The organism is Paraburkholderia lebeckiae, assembly GCF_050436225.1.
GTDB classification, from domain to species: Bacteria; Pseudomonadota; Gammaproteobacteria; order Burkholderiales; family Burkholderiaceae; genus Paraburkholderia; species Paraburkholderia tuberum.
The window spans coordinates 752,702-772,675 of record NZ_JBNDLU010000001.1; the positions used below are offsets into that span (position 1 = coordinate 752,702).

General features: G+C 63.7%; 18 protein-coding genes and 1 pseudogene. 13 read left to right on the top strand and 6 right to left on the bottom strand.

The window, feature by feature from the left end; all coding sequences use genetic code 11:
• Positions 1–233: 233 nt before the first annotated feature.
• From OKW45_RS03505 to OKW45_RS03545, 9 genes are all read left to right on the top strand, one after another.
• A complete protein-coding gene (locus OKW45_RS03505) occupies positions 234–1,289 on the top strand; it encodes a beta-keto acid cleavage family enzyme (RefSeq protein WP_429465981.1) in 1,056 nt (351 codons plus the stop codon).
• A gap of 155 nt (positions 1,290–1,444) precedes the next feature.
• Positions 1,445–2,767 (top strand): MFS transporter, encoded by a 1,323-nt coding sequence (locus tag OKW45_RS03510; RefSeq protein WP_429465983.1) that lies wholly within the window; start codon positions 1,445–1,447, stop codon positions 2,765–2,767.
• Between the two features lie 107 nt (positions 2,768–2,874).
• A complete protein-coding gene (locus OKW45_RS03515) occupies positions 2,875–3,855 on the top strand; it encodes a quinone oxidoreductase family protein (protein ID WP_018424779.1) in 981 nt (326 codons plus the stop codon).
• Positions 3,856–3,865: 10 nt separating this feature from the next.
• Positions 3,866–4,714 (top strand): TauD/TfdA dioxygenase family protein, encoded by an 849-nt coding sequence (locus tag OKW45_RS03520; RefSeq protein ID WP_018424780.1) that lies wholly within the window; start codon positions 3,866–3,868, stop codon positions 4,712–4,714.
• Positions 4,715–4,732: 18 nt separating this feature from the next.
• A complete protein-coding gene (locus tag OKW45_RS03525) occupies positions 4,733–5,299 on the top strand; it encodes an RBBP9/YdeN family alpha/beta hydrolase (RefSeq protein WP_429465985.1) in 567 nt (188 codons plus the stop codon).
• 32 nt (positions 5,300–5,331) lie between these two features.
• Complete coding sequence (locus OKW45_RS03530) at positions 5,332–5,688, top strand: Rieske (2Fe-2S) protein (protein WP_429465987.1); 357 nt, start codon at positions 5,332–5,334, stop codon at positions 5,686–5,688.
• A gap of 49 nt (positions 5,689–5,737) precedes the next feature.
• A complete protein-coding gene (locus OKW45_RS03535; protein ID WP_429465989.1) occupies positions 5,738–7,363 on the top strand; it encodes a 3-(methylthio)propionyl-CoA ligase in 1,626 nt (541 codons plus the stop codon).
• Positions 7,364–7,501: 138 nt separating this feature from the next.
• Entirely contained in the window at positions 7,502–8,647 is a 1,146-nt protein-coding gene (locus OKW45_RS03540; protein ID WP_018424784.1) for a porin, read from the top strand.
• Between the two features lie 30 nt (positions 8,648–8,677).
• Positions 8,678–9,055: a BON domain-containing protein gene (locus OKW45_RS03545; protein WP_429465991.1), complete on the top strand. Its 378-nt coding sequence runs from the start codon at positions 8,678–8,680 to the stop codon at positions 9,053–9,055.
• A 54-nt stretch (positions 9,056–9,109) separates the two neighbouring features.
• Here OKW45_RS03545 and OKW45_RS03550 read toward each other — a convergent pair whose 3' ends face one another.
• Positions 9,110–9,553: a VOC family protein gene (locus OKW45_RS03550; RefSeq protein WP_018424786.1), complete on the bottom strand. Its 444-nt coding sequence runs from the start codon at positions 9,551–9,553 to the stop codon at positions 9,110–9,112.
• Between the two features lie 297 nt (positions 9,554–9,850).
• On the opposite strand from OKW45_RS03550, the gene OKW45_RS03555 reads away from it, so the two are divergent.
• The 3 genes and pseudogenes from OKW45_RS03555 to OKW45_RS03565 all read left to right on the top strand — a co-directional run bounded on the left by OKW45_RS03555 (position 9,851) and on the right by OKW45_RS03565 (position 13,285).
• Positions 9,851–10,642 carry a DUF899 domain-containing protein gene (locus tag OKW45_RS03555; protein ID WP_429465993.1) on the top strand — a complete coding sequence of 264 codons (792 nt, stop codon included), beginning with the start codon at positions 9,851–9,853 and terminating at the stop codon, positions 10,640–10,642.
• 257 nt (positions 10,643–10,899) lie between these two features.
• Positions 10,900–11,325, top strand: a complete 426-nt coding sequence (locus OKW45_RS03560) for a DUF1801 domain-containing protein (RefSeq protein ID WP_429465995.1) — start codon at positions 10,900–10,902, stop codon at positions 11,323–11,325.
• Between the two features lie 225 nt (positions 11,326–11,550).
• Positions 11,551–13,285 (top strand): annotated as a pseudogene (locus OKW45_RS03565) (IlvD/Edd family dehydratase).
• A 128-nt stretch (positions 13,286–13,413) separates the two neighbouring features.
• Here OKW45_RS03565 and OKW45_RS03570 read toward each other — a convergent pair.
• Entirely contained in the window at positions 13,414–14,469 is a 1,056-nt protein-coding gene (locus OKW45_RS03570; protein WP_018424790.1) for a serine hydrolase domain-containing protein, read from the bottom strand.
• A 44-nt stretch (positions 14,470–14,513) separates the two neighbouring features.
• A complete protein-coding gene (locus OKW45_RS03575; protein WP_429465997.1) occupies positions 14,514–15,806 on the bottom strand; it encodes an MFS transporter in 1,293 nt (430 codons plus the stop codon).
• Positions 15,807–15,940: 134 nt separating this feature from the next.
• On the opposite strand from OKW45_RS03575, the gene OKW45_RS03580 reads away from it, so the two are divergent.
• Positions 15,941–16,075, top strand: coding sequence for a hypothetical protein (locus tag OKW45_RS03580; protein ID WP_429465999.1), 135 nt, complete (start codon positions 15,941–15,943; stop codon positions 16,073–16,075).
• Between the two features lie 94 nt (positions 16,076–16,169).
• Here OKW45_RS03580 and OKW45_RS03585 read toward each other — a convergent pair whose 3' ends face one another.
• The 3 genes from OKW45_RS03585 to OKW45_RS03595 form a co-directional block, all read right to left on the bottom strand.
• A complete protein-coding gene (locus OKW45_RS03585; protein ID WP_429466001.1) occupies positions 16,170–17,345 on the bottom strand; it encodes a porin in 1,176 nt (391 codons plus the stop codon).
• Between the two features lie 329 nt (positions 17,346–17,674).
• Entirely contained in the window at positions 17,675–18,790 is a 1,116-nt protein-coding gene (locus OKW45_RS03590; protein WP_429466003.1) for a succinylglutamate desuccinylase/aspartoacylase family protein, read from the bottom strand.
• A gap of 266 nt (positions 18,791–19,056) precedes the next feature.
• Positions 19,057–19,839, bottom strand: a complete 783-nt coding sequence (locus OKW45_RS03595) for an ABC transporter substrate-binding protein (RefSeq protein ID WP_184008007.1) — start codon at positions 19,837–19,839, stop codon at positions 19,057–19,059.
• Positions 19,840–19,974 lie beyond the last annotated feature (135 nt).

Consider the following 19,974-nt stretch of genomic DNA (forward strand, 5'->3'; position numbering starts at 1 on the left):
TCCGGACGATTCATACGCTGAGTATTTTTCTTGTCATTAAACACTTGCTTCGCGCAACTATTGGTGTTAACGCGCAGTGGCACGAATCGCTAAAAGGATGGCGTCCAATCACAAAAGTGTAGCGCGTGATTGCCGTATCGTAGGCACATGTCGTTCGAAGTGTTCCAGCAAATTTTCATGCGACCTCGCGATAGCGGAACACCGTCACTTCAAAACTGGATGGAGGCAAACAAATGCAATTTCTCGACGATTCGTTGCACCCTGAGAATCAGGACAAGGTAGTCATCACCACCGCCCCTTACGGCCCGGAATGGATGCCGGCGGACTTCCCGGAAGACATCCCCGTGACGATGGACCAGCAGATCCAGAAGGCTGTCGATTGCTACAACGCCGGCGCCACGGTACTGCACCTGCACGTGCGCGAACTGGACGGCAAGGGATCGAAGCGCCTGTCGAAGTTCAATGAACTGATCGCGGGTGTGCGCGCGGCAGTGCCCGACATGATCATTCAGGTCGGTGGCTCGATTTCGTTTGCGCCGGAAGACGACGGACAAGCCGCGAAGTGGCTGTCCGACGACACGCGCCATATGCTGGCCGATCTCGATCCGAAGCCCGATCAGGTGACGGTCGCGATCAACACCACGCAGATGAACATCATGGAGCTGCTCTATCCGGAGTATCTGGAAGGCACCTCGCTTTCCAACCCCGCGTTCATGTCCGCCTATAGTGAAATGACGGTGCCGGCTGGCCCCGCATGGGTCGAGGAACACCTGCGCCGCCTGCAGGCTTCGGGCATCCAGCCGCACTTCCAGCTCACCGGCATTCACGCGCTCGAAACGCTCGAGCGCCTCGTGCGCAAGGGCGTCTACAAGGGCCCGATGAACCTGACGTGGATCGGTATCGGTGGCGGCTTCGACGGCCCCAATCCATTCAACTTCTTCAACTTCGTGCATCGCGCGCCGGATGGCTGCACGCTGACCGCCGAGTCGCTGCTGAAGAACGTGCTGCCGTTCAACATGATGGCGATGTCGATGGGCCTGCATCCGCGCTGCGGCATCGAGGACACGATCATCGATCAGCACGGCAAGCGCTTCACGTCGGTGCAGCAGATCGAGCAGTGCGTGCGCGTCGCGCGCGAACTGGGACGCGAAATTGCCACTGGTAAAGAAGCGCGCGAGATCTATCGTATTGGTGTGCAGTACGAGACGGTCGAAGAGACGCTGGTCGCCAACGGTATGGCGCCGAACCGCCAGGCCGGTGTCAGGAACCTGCCGCTTCGCGCGGCGTGATCGCCAGGAGCCCGGGCCGGCGCATTGGCCGAGGCCGGGCTTCATGGCCAACGCTCCCGGTGCATAGCGGGGAGCAGATAGCTGAATCCATAACAGGTCGTCGGCCCACGCGGGCAAGGCGGTCGCCAGGGAGTCAGCGTGGAAGGAGACTAAATATGCTCGTTCAGCAGGCAGGGCCCACGACGGGCGAAGTTTCGGCAGCTCAGACGGACGTGCGCGCTTATGCGTGGGTGGTGTTTGCGTTGACGGTCGGATTGCTGCTTTCCGACTATATGTCGCGGCAAGTGTTGAATGCCGTGTTTCCGCCGCTCAAGGCGGCATGGCATCTGTCCGATGCGCAGCTGGGTTCGCTCAGCAGCGTGGTCGCGCTGATGGTCGGTGTGCTCACGTTCCCGCTGTCGGTTCTGGCCGACCGCTGGGGCCGCGTGAAGAGCATCGTGCTGATGGCGGCGATGTGGAGTCTCGCGACGTTGGGCTGCGCGATCTCGGCGAACTATGGGCAGTTGCTGCTGGCGCGTGCTTTTGTCGGAATCGGCGAAGCGGCCTATGGCAGTGTCGGTATCGCAGTAGTTCTGAGCATCTTTCCAGTCCGGCTGCGCTCCACGCTGACCGGCACCTTCATGGCGGGCGGTGCGTTCGGCTCGGTGCTAGGCATGGCGCTCGGCGGCGCGGTGGCGGCTCACCTCGGCTGGCGTTCGGCATTCGGCGCCATGGCGGCGATGGGGGTCGTGCTGGTCGTGATCTACCGCCTCGTCGTCACCGAAAAGCGTCTTGTGCCGCTGCAGCCGGCGAGCGTGACGAGGCAGGCGCAATCGCGCGGCATGCGCATGAGCCTGCGCGCGCTGATGAAGGGGTTGTTTTCAACGAAGTCCGTGGTGTGCGCCTATGTGGGCAGCGGCCTCCATCTGCTGGTTCCCGCCGCTGTGTGGGCATGGATGCCGAGCTTCCTGAATCGCTACTACGGCATGGCCACCGGCAAGGCTGCGATGTGCGCGGCGGTGTTCGTGCTGGTGACAGGGATGGGCATGGTGGTGTGCGGAAACCTCGCCGACCGGCTCAGCAAGAACAAGCGGGAACGCAAGTGGAGCGCCGCGATCGCCTTCTGCCTCGCCTGTTTCGTTCTGCTCGCGATTGGCTTGCGGATGCCCGCGGGGCCGTGGCAGTTGGTCGTGATCGGCGCCGGCATGTTCTTCTGCGCCGGTGCGAGCGGCCCGTCGGGTGCGATGGTGGCGAACCTCACGCCGCCGACGATTCACGCCTCGGCGTTTGCGACCCTGACGCTCGCGAACAATCTGCTGGGCCTCGCGCCGGCGGCTGTTCTCACGGGGATCATCGCCGATCGGATCGGACTGCTGGGCGCGTTGCAACTGGTGCCGTTCGCACCGCTCGTCGCGGCCGCCGCATTCATGATCGGCAAACGGAACTACTCGGGCGATCTGGATCGGCTGGACACGCTGCGCGAGCAGGCCGCACGCTGACATCGCATGGTGCCGCGCGGACGGCGCGGAGCACGGAACCTGTAACTGCGCCGCTGGCGCAACGAATTCTGCAAAGTGCAGAGCAAGTAAAGAATTGGAGAGTCAACATGGCAAAGGCAGTTCGCTTTCATGAAACCGGTGGTCCCGACGTGCTGCGCTACGAGGACGTCGAAGTGGGCAACCCCGGTCCCGGTCAGGTTCGCCTGCGCCATCAGGCAGTGGGCCTCAATTTCGCCGACACCTACTTTCGCAGCGGCCTGTATCCGGTCCCGCTGCCCGCGGGGATGGGCGTGGAGGCCGCGGGCGTGGTCGAGGCCGTTGGCCCGGACGTCACGAACGTCGCGGTGGGTGATCGTGTGACCTACACGGGCTTCATCAACACGCTCGGCGCGTACAGCACCGAACGCCTGATTCCGGCCGCGCCGCTGATCCGGCTGCCCGATGCGATCGACTGCGAAACGGCTGCCGGCATGACCATGCGCGGGTTGACCTCCGCGTATCTGATGCGCCGCATTCACGACTTCAAGGCGGGCGACACGATCCTTCTGCATGCCGCCGCCGGCGGTGTCGGCCTGATCGTTTCGCAATGGGCGAAGCTGTTGGGTCTGACCGTGATCGGCACGGTTTCGAACGAGGCCAAGGGCGAAGTGGCCCGTGCACACGGCTGCGACCACATCATCAACTACAGCCACGAAGACGTCGCCAGGCGGGTGCGCGAACTGACCGATGGCGTCGGCGTGAACGTCGTGTTCGACAGCGTCGGCAAAGACACCTTCGAGGCCTCGCTCGATTCGCTGAAGCGCCGCGGTCTGCTGGTTTGCGTCGGCACGGCCTCCGGCCCGATCCCGCCGTTCAATCCGCAACTGCTGGCTATGAAAGGCTCGCTCTATCTGACCCGCCCGGCTCTGGCTGACTACATCGCCGACCCGGCCGAGAAGGACGCGCTTGCCGGCGAAATCTTCGGGCTCATCGCCTCGGGAAGCATCAAGATCGAGTTGAATCAGCGCTATGCGCTTGAAGATGCGGCGCAAGCCCATCGTGATCTGGAATCGCGCAAGACGACGGGTTCGTCGGTCTTCGTGATCTAAGGAGCCAGCCATGCGAGTCGAACAACTGACGTACTCGATCGGCGCCGAACTGATCGGGGTTAATCTCGCCCACGCCATCTACGACGACGGCCTGTTTGCCCAAATCCGCTCGGCGCTGCTGAAGCACCGGGTGCTGTTCCTGCGCGACCAGGACATCACGCGTGCCGAACACGTGGCGTTCGCGCGCCGCTTCGGCGAACTGGAAGACCATCCGGTCGCGGGCAGCGATCCGGAAAATCCGGGCCTCGTGCGTATCTACAAGACCCCGGATCAGCCCAACGACCGCTACGAAAACGCGTGGCATGCCGACGCCACCTGGCGCGAAGCGCCGCAGTTCGGTGCCGTGCTGCGCTGCGTCGAGTGTCCGCCTGTCGGCGGCGACACGATGTGGGCGAACATGGTCCTCGCCTACGAGAATCTGCCGGCGCACGTGAAGGCTCAGATCGCGGACCTGCGCGCGCGCCACAGCATCGAGGCGAGCTTCGGTGCCGCGATGCCGATCGAAAAGCGTCTCGCGCTGAAGGCGCAATTTCCGGACGCGGAGCACCCGGTCGTGCGCACGCATCCGGAAACAAAGGAGAAGTTGCTGTTCGTGAACGCTTTCACGAGCCATTTCACCAACTTTCACACGCCGGAGCGAGTGCGCTTCGGGCAGGACGCGAATCCGGGCGCGGGCGATCTGCTGCGCTATCTGATCAGCCAGGCGTACATCCCGGAGTACCAGGTGCGCTGGCGCTGGCAGAAGAACAGCATCGCGATCTGGGACAACCGCAGCACGCAGCACTATGCGGTGATGGACTACCCGCCGTGCCACCGCAAGATGGAGCGCGCCGGCATCGTCGGCGACAAGCCGTACTGAACTAGCAGGTAGCTTCCCATGAATTACGAATTGAAACCGACCATTCTGATGGTTCCGGGTCTGCGCGACCACGTCGCGGAGCATTGGCAAACCCTGCTGCAGCAACGGCTGCCGAAAGCGCTGTCGGTGCCGCCGCTCGAGCACGACAAGCTCAGTTGCGCGGCACGCGTCGCGGCGCTCGATGCCACGCTCGCGCGGATCGACGGCCCGGTCATTCTGGTCGCGCATAGCGCTGGCGTGATGATCACCGTGCATTGGGCGGCGCAGCACAAGCGCGAGATACACGCTGCGCTGCTCGCGGCGCCCGCGGACCTCGAGACGCCGATGCCGGCGGGCTATCCGGAGCTGGATACGCTCGAGCAGAACGGCTGGCTGCCGATTCCGCGCAAGCGGCTGCCGTTTCCGAGCATCGTCGGCGCGAGCCGCAACGATCCGCTCGCGCGGTTCGAGCGGGTGCAGGACATGGCGCAGGACTGGGGCAGCCGCCTCGTCGATCTCGGCGAAGTGGGGCACCTCAACCCTGCTTCGGGCTTTGGCGAATGGCCGATGGCGGAGACGTTGATTCGCCGCCTGGTACTGATGTGACGCGGCCCGCGTCGGATCAGAAGGAGTCTGGGATGTCGCGTCGGATCGTGGTGGGTGCTGCCGGCGAGCTCGCGCCGGGCCAGCGCAAGCTGGCCTTCATCGATGGCCGCAGCATCGTGCTGTTCAACATCGCAGGCTCGCTTCACGCCATCGACAACACATGTCCGCACAACGGGGCCGCGCTGTCGAGCGGCCAGCTGGAAGGCTGCATGTTGCGCTGTCCGGCGCACGGTCTGCGCTTCGACGTGCGCACGGGCTGCATGGCGGGAACAGGCGGATTGAGCGTGACGACCTTCCCGGTCGAAATAGTGGATTCAAAGGTGGTGGTCAGTCTCGACGCCGCGAACGCGACGCCCTCGCAAGCGCGAGCCGGCAGCGCGGCAACCTAAGGCCGGTAGGCCAGGCGCGAGACGCCACAACCAATCAGGAGACGGAAAGATGCAAGGCTTGATGATGCAGCAGTCGCTGCTGGTTTCCGCGCTGCTCACGCACGCGGAGCGCCATCACGGCGAACAGGAAATCGTGTCGCGACGCGTGGAAGGAGACATCCATCGTTATTCGTATCGGCACCTCGCGCAGCGCGCGCGCCGTATGGCCAACGCGCTGTCGACGCTCGGCGTCGGCCGGGGCGAGCGCGTCGCGACGCTCGCGTGGAACGGCTATCGCCACATGGAGCTCTATTTCGCGGTGTCGGGCTCCGGGTCCGTGCTGCATACGCTGAACCCACGACTGCACGTCGACCAGCTCGCGTACATCATCGAGCATGCGGAAGATCGTGTCGTCTTCTTCGACCTGACCTTTCTGCCGTTGATCGAGAGCGTCGCGCCCCGGGTGAAGAGCCCGAAAGTATTCGTGGCGATGACCGATCGCGCGCACATGCCGCAAGCGAACGACCTGACCGGCATGCTGATGTGCTACGAGGATCTGCTCGAGCTGCAGGACGACGTTTTCGAATGGCCGCTGCTCGATGAAAACAGCGCGTCGTCGCTGTGCTACACGTCGGGCACCACCGGCAATCCGAAGGGCGTGCTGTATAGCCATCGTTCGACCGTGCTGCACACCTACGCGGCGGCGCTGCCCGATTCGCTGAACTGTTCCGCGCGCGACGTGATCCTGCCGGTCGTGCCGATGTTCCATGTGAACGCGTGGGGACTGCCCTACATCGCCTGCATGGTCGGCGCGAAGCTGGTGTTTCCGGGGCCGGCGCTCGACGGCAAGTCGCTCTATGAACTGATCGAAACGGAACACGTGACGCTGTCGGCCGGCGTGCCGACCGTGTGGCAGGGACTGCTCACGCACGTCGATGCGATGAGCGGGACCTTCTCGTCGATGCGACGCACGGTGATCGGCGGTGCGCAGTGTCCGACCGCGATGACCGAGGCGTTCCAGAAGCGCCACCGGGTGGAGGTACTGCACGCGTGGGGCATGACCGAATTGAGCCCGATCGGCACGGTCTGCAGCTTCAAGGCGCATCAACAGTCGCTGCCGATGGAGGATCAGTACAAGCTTCAGGCGAAGCAGGGGCGCGCGCTGTTCGGCATCGACATGCGGATCGTCGACTCCCACGGTAATGAATTGCCGTGGGACGGCGAGAGCGCTGGCGATCTGCAGGTGCGCGGTCATTGGGTCACGCAGCAGTACTTCGGCGCCGACGTCGAGTCGCCATTGTGCGACGGCTGGTTTCCGACCGGCGACATCGCGACGATCGACCAGCACGGCTTCATGCAGATCACCGATCGCAGCAAGGACGTGATCAAGTCGGGCGGCGAATGGATCAGTTCGGCGGCGATCGAAAACGTCGCTTATCTGCATCCGGAAGTCTCGACGGCAGTGTGTATCGCCGCACGGCATCCGAAGTGGGACGAACGGCCGCTGCTGCTGGTCGTGAGAAAGCCGGGCAGCGAGCTGGCCAGCGACGAACTGCTGTCCTTCTTCAACGGCCGGGTCGCGCGCTGGTGGACCCCCGATGCAGTGGTGTTCGTCGACTCGGTGCCTATCGGCGCAACAGGCAAGGTCCTGAAGAACCAGTTACGCGAACAGTTCGGCAACTACTACCTGCCCTGACGCGCGGCTCCCGCAGCAACGCAGTTCGATTCACGCAACAACGCGACCGGGTACGCCCGGCGCATACAAAACCACTAATCATTTGAAGCGACCGCAGCATCGGCTTTTGCGCCACCGCCGGTACGCGAAGGAGACACAATGAAGTTGAAATCAAGCAGCGCTGTCGTGTTGGCCATTTTCGCCACCGCGGCTCATGCGCAGTCGTCAGTGACGCTTTATGGCGTAGTCGATACGGGGCTGCTGTATCAGAGCACATCGGCGGCTACCTTTCTGCCGCACGCGCCGAACACGGGCAAAATTTATCAGCTGAAGGACGGCGGTATCTATGCGAGCTTCTGGGGTGTGAAGGGAAGCGAAGACATCGGCGGCGGCTACAAGATCAACTTCAAGCTGCAGGGTACGTTCAACACCGCGAACGGCAAGTTCGGTCTGTCCGACACGCCGGGCGTCACGGCGATCTTCAACCAGTTCGCGACGGTCGGCGCATCAGGGCCGTTCGGTACCTTCGACGCCGGCCGGCAGATCATTCCGATGATCTACGCGATGGCGGAAACCGACGTCCGCGGCGCGCAGTATTTCGGCAGTATTCTGACCGCGTGGCTGGGCATCAATCAGGCGGCCGGCTGGCCAGGCACGAGCACGAACGCGCCGATCGGCGCGCTGTACGACAGCAACGCGCTCGTCTACAACTCGCCGAAATTCCATGGCGCGTCGCTCGCGCTCGAGTACGCGCCGGGCGGCGTGGCCGGTCATTTCCAGGGCGGTACGCGCGAGTCGGCCGTGCTCAAGTATTCGAACTACGGTCTGAATCTGTCCGCGTTGTATTACAACGGCCACGATACCAACCCGTACCCGATCACCTACCCGGCGGCGCCCGCTATCCCCGCGACCGGGCTTGCGAACAACCGTTTCTACTATTTCGGTGCGATGTACACGATCGCCGGATTTTCGGTGTCGGCCTCGTACGGCGCCGGCAAGAACCCGGCCCATACCAACACCGCGGACTTCGAAATGATCTCGGGGGGCCTCGGCTACCAGTTCAATCCGCGTTTCAAGATCACGTCCGGGTACTACTACCTGAAAGACAAGAACAACTCGGCGAACCATTCGGGGGAGTTCGCCGTAGGCGCGGAATACAACCTGTCGCAGCGCACCAAGGCTTACGCGCAGGTGGGTTATGTCAACAACAGGGGGACCATGAACCAGACCATCGTCTATGGCGCCCCGGTTGCGCCTGGCGTGTCCACCACCGCGGCCATGGTCGGCATCCGCCATAACTTCTGATTACGTCACCTATAACAACTGGAGTATTCGATGAAAAGCATTCAGGCACGCGCGTTGGCGATTGCCGTATTGATTCTGGCCGCGTCGAGCAACGCATGGTCGCAGTCGGGCAAGACGGCTAGTGCACCTTCGGGCGCACCCGCGATGTCAGCTAGCGCAGCCGCTCCCGTCAGCTCGAGGCAAGCCAATCGCGCGCTGCGTCGGCAGGTGTATGCCGCCATCGGCAAGCACAAGGAGATCAGCGCCGGCAATATAAGCGTCATCGCAAAAGGCGGCGCGGTGACGCTGAGCGGCACAGTCACCGACGCTTCCCAGATCAATCAGGTCGCGGAGATCGCGAAGGGTGTTCCGGGCGTGACTTTGGTGACCAACAAGCTCACGGTGCAAAAGCCGTTTGGCGGGATGTAAAAAAGAGCTCACGCATCGGGGGGATTAAGCGCGAGAGCCCAATATAACAATCCACTAGCTGTCGAACAGCGCCGTGTAACGGCGCTGCATCTCTTCAGGCGTGAGCGCTTCGATCTGCGCGCCGAGCATCCATTCGTGGCCGAATGGATCGCGCACGGTCGCCGAGCGCTCGCCATAAAAATGATCGGTTAGCGGGCGGACCACGGTTGCGCCCGCTTTGAGCGCTTGTGCGAACAACTGGTCGACGTCGTCGCAGTGGATATGCAGCAGCACACTCGGCCGGCTGTCGCCGGTCGGTCCGAGCATGTCGTGCTCGGGATATTCATCGGACAGCATCACGGTCGCGGGACCGATCTTCACTTCGGCATGACCGATGCGGCCGCCTGGCTCGGTCAGGCGAAACTGCTCGACGCCGCCGAATGCCTGCGCGTAGAACTCGATAGCCCGTGCGGCGTTGCGCACGCGCAGATAGGGGTAGACCTCGTGGATCGCGTTCATCGTCACCTCCGGGTGGTGGGCGAATATGGGTTGCCGGACATAATAGTCTGCCCCGATCCGCCAAGCGGTCGCTTGGCTACCCACGGGATTCCAATCGCCTTTTGACCGACGATGAATCGAGGCCGCTAGCGCTGCTCCTTCTGAATCAAGCCGCACCTGAATCGCGTCACATTTGTCACTCCCACCATTCGATGTCCGGCGGCCTAAACTACCCCATCATCAACAGCGAGCGATGCCCGGTGAGCGAACCGCCTCCGACCCGAACGCACAGGACATCGCTCTAACCCGGAGGTTACGATGACGACGATCAAGTCACCTGAGAAGCTTGGGAAAGATGGACAGCCTGCCATGAAGACACCACCGATTGTGTCGCGGCAAGAGTGGGAGGCCGCGCGCGAGCAGCTGCTCGTCAAGGAGAAAGCCTTGACACGTGCCCGCGACGCGCTGGCCGCCGAGCGACGGCGGATGCCATGGCTTGCCGTTGAAAAAACGTATGCGTTCGACGGGCCGGAGGGCAGGGTAAGCCTGCTCGACCTGTTCAACGGCCGCCGCCAGTTGGTCGTCTATCGCGCCTTTTTCGAGCCCGGCGTGCACGGGTGGCCAGAGCATGCGTGCATTGGCTGTTCCCTTGGGGCCGATCAGGTCTCCCACCTTGCCCATTTGAACGCTCGCGACACTACGCTGGTGTACGCGTCCCGCGCGCCGCAAGCCGATATCGCGCGGCTGAAGACCCGGATGGGCTGGGAGATGATCCCCTGGTACACCATCACCGACAGTTTCGACGCCGACTTCGGCGTGGACGAATGGCACGGCCACAACGCGTTCATCCGGGACGGCGAGCGGGTGTTCCGAACGTACTTCATTAACGGGCGTGGGGACGAGGCGATGGGCACGATCTGGAGCTACCTTGACATGACGGCGCTCGGGCGGCAGGAGACGTGGGAGGATTCGCCGGAGGGCTACCCGCAGAGCCGACCGTACAAGTGGTGGAACTGGAACGACACTTACGTCCCCGGCGCGGCTCCCGATCCGAAGTGGGTCGAGGTGTCAGATGCCGGAGAGGCTGCGTTTCGGAAACGCGACGACTAGCGCCTGACGAATCATCGATCGCTGTCGTTTCTCCGTCCGATGCTGCAGCCTGCGGGCAAACTGTGAAGCGATGCCCGGATGCGAATGAGCAGTATCGCGGTACGTTCGATGTTTGAAATCGCGTCGTCGTATTGAGCGCGCTCGTGGATCGGCCGTGCGCCAGCCACGAATCGAGGCGGAGATTACAATGACAGGGACGTTACGGCATCCTATCGGTTCAACCGCTTCGTTTCCCCGCTTACGAGGGCCGCACTCCGATGAACGCATCCGAACGTATCGACGAACTGATCGCGGGACTCACCGACTGGCGCGGCGCGACCTTCGCTCGCATCCGTCAATGCGTGCTCGCGGCGGACCCGGCGATCGTCGAGGAATTCAAGTGGATGGGTAGCCCGGTCTGGTCGCGCGACGGCATGATCGCGGTCGCCAATGCGCACAAGGGTAAGGTCAAGCTGACCTTCGCGCATGGGGCGGGCCTGGCCGACCCGGACGGCTTGTTCAACGCAGGCCTCGAAGGCAACGCGCGGCGCGCTATCGACTTCTTCGAAAGCGACGAGGTCGACGAGCGCGCACTGAAAGCGCTGATTTGCGCCGCGATCGACTATAACCAGAAGCATCTGAAGAAGAACACGCGCGGCGCACTACCGAAAGCCCGCCGTAAGCAGGCGTCCGGCGACGCCTGAGGCCGGCACAGTCTGCTCGCCAGCCCCGCTGCGCCGCCAGCCTCGGCGGATCGATACCAGAACTGATATCGATATGACCCAAAATATGATTGGAAAGATATCAACTCGCTCCGTACACTGCACCATCCCTGGACACTGAGCGGCAACCTTGCGCCGTAGCGCCGGGCCGGCCGCTTCAGTCAAATTGGCCGGTGAGGGTCCCGGCACATGCATCAAGGACCTAGTATGTCGGAAAAAAAGCGGAAATTGCGCTCGGCCGAGTGGTTCGGCACGGCTGACAAGAACGGCTTCATGTATCGAAGCTGGATGAAGAATCAGGGCATTCCCGATCATGAGTTCGACGGGCGTCCCGTGATCGGTATCTGCAACACGTGGTCCGAGCTGACGCCGTGCAACGCGCACTTTCGCAAGCTCGCCGAGCACGTGAAGCGCGGCGTCTATGAAGCGGGCGGCTTCCCGGTCGAGTTCCCGGTGTTTTTCCAACGGCGAATCGAATCTGCGTCCGACCGCGATGCTCACGCGCAATCTCGCGGCGATGGATGTCGAGGAGGCGATCCGCGGCAATCCGATCGACGCGGCCGTGCTGCTGACCGGCTGCGACAAGACGACCCCCGCGCTGCTGATGGGCGCGGCGAGCTGCGACGTGCCGGCGATCGTCGTGACCGGCGGCCCGATGCTGAACGGCAAGCTCGACGGCAAGAACATCGGCTCTGGCACCGCGGTGTGGCAGCTGCACGAATCGCTGAAGGCCGGCGAGATCGATCTGCATCAGTTCCTGTCGGCCGAGGCGGGCATGTCGCGCTCGGCGGGCACCTGCAACACGATGGGCACCGCGTCGACGATGGCCTGCATGGCCGAGGCACTCGGCACGTCGCTGCCGCACAACGCGGCGATTCCCGCGGTCGACTCGCGCCGCTACGTGCTTGCGCATATGTCGGGAATCCGGATCGTCGAAATGGCGCTCGAAGACCTGAAGCTGTCGAAGATCCTCACGCGCGAGGCGTTCGTCAACGCGATTCGCGTCAATGCGGCGATCGGCGGCTCGACCAATGCGGTGATTCATCTGAAGGCGATCGCGGGGCGCATCGGTATCGATCTCGAACTCGACGACTGGGTGCGCATCGGCCGCGACACGCCGACGATCGTCGACCTGATGCCGTCGGGCCGTTTCCTGATGGAAGAGTTTTATTACGCGGGCGGCCTGCCGGCCGTGCTGCGCCGGCTCGGCGAAGCGAACCTGCTGCCGCATCCGGACGCGTTGACGGTCAACGGCAAGTCGCTGTGGGACAACGTGAAGGATGCGCCCAACACCAACGACGAGGTGATCCGTCCGCTCGACAAGCCGCTCGTCGCCGATGGCGGCATCCGCGTGCTGCGCGGCAATCTCGCGCCGCGCGGCGCGGTACTGAAGCCGTCGGCGGCGACGCAAGAGTTGCTCAAGCATCGCGGACGCGCGGTCGTGTTCGAGAACCTGGAGCACTACAAGGCGCGCATCGTCGACGAGACGCTCGACGTCGACGCGAATTCGGTGCTGGTGATGAAGAACTGCGGGCCGAAGGGTTATCCGGGCATGGCCGAAGTCGGCAACATGGGCCTGCCGCCGAAGCTGCTGAGGCAGGGCGTGAAGGACATGGTGCGCATCTCCGATGCGCGCATGAGCGGCACCGCCTACGGCACCGTGGTGCTGCACGTGACGCCGGAAGCGGCGGCCGGCGGCCCGCTCGCCGCGGTGCAGGACGGCGACTGGATCGAGCTCGATTGCGACGCGGGCACGCTGCACCTCGATGTCAGCGACGCGGAACTCGAGCGTCGTCTCGCGCAGCATGTGCCGCCCCAGCCGCCGGAAGGTGGCGGCTACCGGCGCCTGTATATCGATCACGTGCTGCAGGCCGACGAGGGTTGCGACCTCGACTTCCTCGTGGGGTGTCGAGGTTCCGCGGTGCCGCGGCATTCGCACTGACGCGCCGTTGCAACGGCAACGGCTCGGCCCATGACAGTGCGGGCGATGCATTCGTGCATCGCCCGCATTTTTTTGACCTGTCGTTGGCGTTCGCGGCGCAGTTGCCTTGGATGGTGCGCCGCTAATGGCTATTGGCCGAGGTTGTCGACCGCGTCGAGCACGAGCCCGAAGAACTCGTTCGCCGCGGCCGGATTCAGCCAGCGCACGACCACCGTCATGCGCCGCTCCGGTTCGACCCATGTGAACGAACTGCCTGCGCCGACACCGAAATAGCTCGACTCCGGCACGTTCGGGAACACCTTGCGCCCGGTGTTGAGCCACACGAGGTAGCCATAGAATGGCGCGATCGCGCACGGCGTGCGCATGCGCGCGATCCATTCGGACGACAGCACGCGCTGGCCGTTCGCAACGCCGTCGTGGAGCAGCATCTGTGCGACCTTCAACTGATCGTTCGCGCTGACCGACATGCCGCCGCCCCAGTGCGTGCCGCCCGGCACCGACTGCATGCGTCGCCCGTCGATTTCGACCCACGCATTGTCGTAGCCGACCCATTGCCAGTTTTCGCTCGCGCCCGAAGGCCGCATGATCGCTTCGCGAAACACCTCGGGCAGCGGCTGACGGAACAGATGCAGCAGCGCGAGCGAGAACTGGTTGATGCGGACGTCGTTGTATTCCCAGTACGTGCCCGGCCGTTGCGGCGGACGCAGGTCGCCTTTTTTGCCATCGGGCGGCGCGGCGAAATTGACCGCACGGTAGTGATCCGCCTGATCCGACAAACCGAAGTACGTGCCGCGCCATTCGCTCGTTTGCTGCAGTAGATGCGCCCAGCTGATCGGCGCGTTGTGTTCGTCGTCGAAGCCGATGTCGGGTACGCGCGCGCGCACCGGTTCGTCGACGTCGGGCAACAGGCCGCGATCGTGCGCGACGCCGGCCAGCAGCGCGAGGTACATCTTCGCGACACTGAAGGTCAGGTCGGCGCGATCCGGTTCGCCCCAGCTCGTCAGCACGCGGCCGTCGACGGCGATCGTGCCCGACACCGGTCCGCGATCATGCACGGGACCGAGCAGCCTGTTCCATGGCGGCGGGTCGTTCACGTGCACACCCCACGCGCCGCCCACATGGCGGTCCCAAAGCGATTCATGATCCACCGCGAACTGCACGGCTTGCTGCAAACGGTCTTGCATGGATAAGGTCCTTGTCGATTCAACGAAGCCCGCGAGGCAGAGACTCAGCGTGCATGCAGTCGCACGCGTGCCCACATCACGGTGAAAAGGCTGAGCACGGCCGCGAGCATCAGATAAAGTCCGGGCGCGAGATTATTGCCCGTCGCCGCGATCAGCGCGGCGACCGCGAGCGGCGTGAAGCCCCCGAACACGGTGGTGCCGATGTTGTAGCCGAGCGCCATGCCGGTCGTGCGCGTGCGGGTCGGGAACAGCTCGGACATCAAGGCCGGAATCGGCGCGAAGTAGGTCGCCTTCAGCAACGCGACCCACGTGACCGCGGCAAGCAACGAGCCGAGCGACGGGTGCGCGTTCATCAGCACGAAGGCGGGATACACGGTCGCGAAGAACAGCACGCCGGCGCCGAGCATGATGCGCACGCGGCCCACCTTGTCGGACAGATGACCGACGACCGGCGTGAGCACCATCATGATCAGACCGGCCGCGAACGTCGCGATGAAGCCCGACGACGGTGCGAGTCCGAGCTGCCGTGCGGCATAGGTCGGCATGTAGAGCAGCATGTAGTTGGCCGTGGTGGTCAACACGAGCGCGCCGATCGATACGAGCACCTGTTCCTTTTGCGTCGCGAGCACTTCTCGCACCGGCGCGGCGGATTTTTCCGCGCGCTCGAACTCCGGCGTTTCGTCGATGCGGCGGCGAATGTAGAGCCCGACCGGACCGATCAGCATGCCGAACAGGAACGGAATGCGCCAGCCCCAGCCTTCGAGTTGCGCGGTCGTCAGCGTGCTCGTCAACACCGCGCCGAACAGCGACGCCAGCAGGGTGCTCGCGCCCTGGCTCGAGAACTGCCAGCTCGCCATGAAGCCTTTGCGCTCCGGCGCATGTTCGATCAGAAACGCGGTCGAACTGCCGAACTCGCCGCCCGCCGAGAATCCCTGCAACAGCCGCGACGCGAATACGCCGATCGGCGCGAGCACGCCGATCGCCGCATACGACGGCATCAACGCGATCATGCCGGTGCCGACCGTCATCATCGCAATCGATAGCGTCAACGATGCCTTGCGGCCTTTGCGGTCGCTGAACGAGCCGAGCGCGAGCGCGCCGATCGGTCGCGCGAGATACGACAGCGCGAAGGTGCCGAGCGTGAGCAGCAGCGACACGGTGCGGTCGTGCACCGGAAAAAACGTGCGCGACAGCACGGCCGCGAAGTAGCCGTATACGACCAGATCGTAGAACTCCAGTGCGTTGCCGATCGAGGTCGCGAGAATCAGCCGCGATACGCTCGAGCGCGAAGTGTGCCGCGCGAGCGCGTCGGCGGTAGTGACGGAGTCCATGCTCATGACGAAATCCTCTGGCGGCATTGGGAGGCGCGCCGGCAGTGTCGCGTGAGCGGCGCGGGCGCGGGATCGAAGCGTGTGACCCGATGTTGGGGTGGACGATATTTATAGACAATTACAATATTTGGCAGATATCGTTGCCGAAACGGCAAAGCGGAATCGAGCTGACCCAGGTATTCGATATCGCATGCAGTCTCGAAGGCCTCGCGTTCGATGCGGCGTTCGTCGAATTGCTGACGGGCGCGATCGACAATCCGGCCTTGCTCGACTGATTTCGCGCCGCAAAAGAAAAAGCGCCCCGTAGGGCGCTTTCCATCGATTCAATCAGGCAGGGAACACAGGTGTTCCCCACCGCGAACCGTCCGCTTAGAACTTGTGACGCAGACCGACACGGAACGCCAGCTGGTTGTCGGCGCCGACGCCCGACGTGCTGAAGTAGCTCGTGCTCGAACCGATCTGCGCCTGCAGATCCTGCGCGTTGTGGCCCGACGCGATCTGATAGATGCCCAGCACGTACACGTCCGTGCGCTTCGACAGCGCGTAGTCGCCGCTCAGGTTCACCTGGTTCCAGTGACCGACGTTCGCGCCGCTCAGGTGCATGTACGTGTAGCCCGCGCCTGCCGTGATAGCCGGCGTGACCGCGTACTTCGCGCCTGCTTCGTAGGCGGCGAACGTGGTCGATCCACCCGAGATCGGTGCGAGGCGCGTGTTCGTGTACAGGGCCCACAGCGTCGCCGGGCCGAAAGCGTAACGGCCGCCAACGCCGACCGTGCGCAGATCCTGGATCTGGCCGCTGCCGAGCGTCGGGAAGCTGACGTTTGCCAGCGAAGTCGAGAAGGCCGGCGATGCCTGGCCCGGATAACGGATGTCCGTGTACGCCGCGCCGATACCGAACGGGCCGTTCGCGTAGTTCGCGCCGAAGCTGTAAGCGCGCGACGAACCTGCCACCGGGGCAGTGGACGTGCCCGTAGCCGGCGTGCCGGCAAAGCCGCCTGCCGTGTTCGAGAAGCCGTACATCGCGCCGAAGGTCAGGCCGGAGAAGTTCGCGCTGCTGAACTTGACCGAGTTGTTGATACGGCTCGACGTGAGCTGGTCGACGTCGTTGATGTGGTAAGCGTAGTTGCCCGCGACGGTCTGGCCGCCGGTCGCGTAGTTGGAGCCGAGGTAGTCGGTCGAGAACGAGTACTGGCGACCGAACGTCAGCGAGCCGACGTTGTTCTGCGACACACCGACGTACGCCTGGCGGCCGAACATCGCGCCGCCCTGGCCGGCGGTGCCGTTCCCGCTGTTGAAGCCGTTTTCCAACACGAACAGCGCTTTCAGGCCGTTACCGAGGTCTTCCGTGCCACGCAGGCCCCAACGGCTGCCGTTCGCGACGCCGTCGTCGTACTTGGTCAGGCTGCTATGGCCGGTGGCCGTTTTCGAGTTGTTCACGTAGCTGATACCAGCATCGATCAGGCCGTACAGCGTGACGCTGCTTTGTGCGTGAGCGGCGGAGGCGAAGACGGCAAACGTAGCGGCGGTCAGGATTTTCTTGTTCAAAACACTTCTCCGAGTTAGCAAATTTTGGCGATCGCGACGCGCTGCTCTGTGGCAACGTCGTGCGATGGCCGGCAATTTAAGGGAACGCAGAGTAAGGTATGTGACACTGAAAAATTCTTTTCACGGTGTCGTGTCGGCGCGACACTTTGCGTGTGCACCGGAGGCAGGTGTATCGGTGGCGGGGCGGGTCGGTCGACCCTGGAGTGAGGCTGGACGCGTGGCAGCGAATCGCCCGCCTGGCGGCGGGCGATCGGTTATTTCAGCTGGTGCGTGAAAATTCAGTTACATGGCCGGCCGCGACAGCATCGACGGTCGCAGCGTCGTTGGTGTCAGTTGCTCAGCAACGAGCCGCTGCGGAACGGCGTCGCGCCGGCGATGCGCGCGAATTCGAGGCCGGCCGTCGCGAAACGCGCCAGATGCCGCGCGTACAGCACGCCGGCCACGGTGTTTTTGATCGTGACGACGCGGTCCGTCAACGGATCGACGATGTCCGCGATTTCCTGGCCCGCGTCCACCCACGTGCCGACCTCGCAGCGATAGACGAGCACGCCGCTGATCGGCGCGACGAGCGGCTCGGCGCCCGCGAGCGGCGTCGCGGCGAATTCGAGCGGCGGCAGCGGCGCCGGCTCGCCCTCGACCACGCCGCGCAAGGTCAGATACTCGATGATCGCCTGCGCGTCTTTTTCCGCGAGTTCGTACGACACATCGCGCTGGCCGCGCAGCTCGATGGTGACCGAGATGCCGCCGTTCGGGATTGGGAAGCGCTCGCCGAAACGGCCGCGCAGATCCGACCAGCAGAAGCTGTGGATCTCGTCGAACGGATTGCCGACCGAGTTCAGCGCGAGCAGCGACGCCTTCGCGTCCAGGTAGCGCGCGAGCGGCTCGACTTCAGGCCACAGGTCCGGATTGGTGTACAGGTGCATTGCGGCTTCCCAGTCGCAATGCAGATCGAGCACGACGTCGGCGTCGTACGAGAGCTTTTGCAGTGCGAGGCGTTGCGAGCCGAGTTCGGTGGTCGGCTGCTGCGCGTCGAGCGCTTCGCGCATCGCCGCGCGGATGGCGGCGCGGTTCGCGTCGATGTCGGTGGTCAGACGCGATTCGATGAACGGCTGCACGAGTTCCGCGAGGTCGTAGAAGTTGCGGTTGAAGTTCTGCGCGCTGCCGGTTTCGAAGCGGCCGAGCATCTGGCCGAGCAGATGCTGATTAAGGCCGATCGGATTCGGCACCGGCACGACCACGACTTCGCCACGCAGCTTGCCCGCGGCTTCGAGCGCGGCCAGCTTGCGGCGCAGCGACCACGACACCAGCATCCCGGGCAGTTCGTCCGCATGCAGCGACGACTGGATATAGATTTTCTGGCCGCCGCCGGGACCGTAGTGGAAACTCGTCAGTTCACGGGCGGTGCCAAGCGACGGGGCAATCAGCGGATGGGTCTGGGTTTGCATGGTTTTGGCTTCGCGGCCCGTTCGGAGCAGCCGCGCTAGGTGGTTGATTGCAAGGGGAAAGATGCGCGCCGGCAGCGCGCGTGGTCCGCATGCGCGGACCGCGGCAACCTGTCTCGGGGTGGGCCGCGTCTCGCACGATCTTAGCCGATATGCCACACGATGTGACTTGATGTGGCTAGATGGGAGCCGCAAAACAAAACGGGCTCCGCGTCGCGGAGCCCGTTTCGGACAAGCTGCCGGCGCGCCGTGCGGCGCGCGTGGGCGATTTAGCTGCCGTACACGTCGAAGTCGAAGTACTTCTTCTCGATCTTCTTGTAGGTGCCGTCCTTGATCATGTCGGCGATCGCCTTGTCGACCTTCACCTTCAGATCGGTGTCTTCCTTGCGCATGCCGATGCCAGCGCCGTTGCCGAGGATCTTCGGATCGTCGAGGTCCTTGCCGACGAACGTAAAGCCCTTGCCGCGCGGCGTTTTCAGGAAGCCTTGATCAGCCTGCACCGCGTCTTGCAGCGCTGCGTCCAGACGGCCCGAGATCAGGTCGGCGTAGACCTGGTCCTGGTTCTGGTACGGCACGACTTTCGCGCCCGCCGGTTCCCAGTAGGTCTTCGCGTAGGTTTCCTGGATGGTGCCCTGTTCGACGCCCACCGTCTTGCCCTTCAGCGATTCAGCGGTCGGCAGGATGCCCGAGCCCTGTTTCGCGACGAGGCGCGTCGGCGTGTTGAACAGCTTCGACGAGAAAGCGATCTGTTCGGCGCGTTGCGGCGTCATCGACATCGACGACAGCACGCCGTCGAACTTCTTGGCCTTCAGTGCCGGGATCATGCCGTCGAAGTCGTTTTCCACCCACACGCACTTCGCACCGACGCGCTTGCAGATTTCGTTGCCGAGGTCGATATCGAAGCCAACGAGCTTGCCGTCCGCGCCTTTCGACTCGAACGGGGGATAGCTGGCATCAACGCCAAATCGGATCGTCGACCAATCTTTAGCGTGTGCGCCAATCGAGACGGTGGCAAGCAGAGCAACCGTCAAAGCCGCTAGCAGTTTTTTCACTGTTTTAACTCCTCGTGTAGTTCAATTACGCCCTCGGCGGTTGTGCCGCCTTGGGACGCCCGGCGCGTCTCGCAAACGGGCTTCTGGTCAGGATGCAGGCCGGGGTGGCCTGCAACGCGCGCCAAGCTTATCAGT

Coding starts and splice junctions, on each gene's coding strand:
- OKW45_RS03505 (WP_429465981.1), top strand. CDS start 234: ATGCAATTTCTCGACGATTCGTTGCACCCTGAGAATCAGGACAAGGTA.
- OKW45_RS03510 (WP_429465983.1), top strand. CDS start 1,445: ATGCTCGTTCAGCAGGCAGGGCCCACGACGGGCGAAGTTTCGGCAGCT.
- OKW45_RS03515 (WP_018424779.1), top strand. CDS start 2,875: ATGGCAAAGGCAGTTCGCTTTCATGAAACCGGTGGTCCCGACGTGCTG.
- OKW45_RS03520 (WP_018424780.1), top strand. CDS start 3,866: ATGCGAGTCGAACAACTGACGTACTCGATCGGCGCCGAACTGATCGGG.
- OKW45_RS03525 (WP_429465985.1), top strand. CDS start 4,733: ATGAATTACGAATTGAAACCGACCATTCTGATGGTTCCGGGTCTGCGC.
- OKW45_RS03530 (WP_429465987.1), top strand. CDS start 5,332: ATGTCGCGTCGGATCGTGGTGGGTGCTGCCGGCGAGCTCGCGCCGGGC.
- OKW45_RS03535 (WP_429465989.1), top strand. CDS start 5,738: ATGCAAGGCTTGATGATGCAGCAGTCGCTGCTGGTTTCCGCGCTGCTC.
- OKW45_RS03540 (WP_018424784.1), top strand. CDS start 7,502: ATGAAGTTGAAATCAAGCAGCGCTGTCGTGTTGGCCATTTTCGCCACC.
- OKW45_RS03545 (WP_429465991.1), top strand. CDS start 8,678: ATGAAAAGCATTCAGGCACGCGCGTTGGCGATTGCCGTATTGATTCTG.
- OKW45_RS03550 (WP_018424786.1), bottom strand. CDS start 9,553: ATGAACGCGATCCACGAGGTCTACCCCTATCTGCGCGTGCGCAACGCC.
- OKW45_RS03555 (WP_429465993.1), top strand. CDS start 9,851: ATGACGACGATCAAGTCACCTGAGAAGCTTGGGAAAGATGGACAGCCT.
- OKW45_RS03560 (WP_429465995.1), top strand. CDS start 10,900: ATGAACGCATCCGAACGTATCGACGAACTGATCGCGGGACTCACCGAC.
- OKW45_RS03570 (WP_018424790.1), bottom strand. CDS start 14,469: ATGCAAGACCGTTTGCAGCAAGCCGTGCAGTTCGCGGTGGATCATGAA.
- OKW45_RS03575 (WP_429465997.1), bottom strand. CDS start 15,806: ATGAGCATGGACTCCGTCACTACCGCCGACGCGCTCGCGCGGCACACT.
- OKW45_RS03590 (WP_429466003.1), bottom strand. CDS start 18,790: ATGCAAACCCAGACCCATCCGCTGATTGCCCCGTCGCTTGGCACCGCC.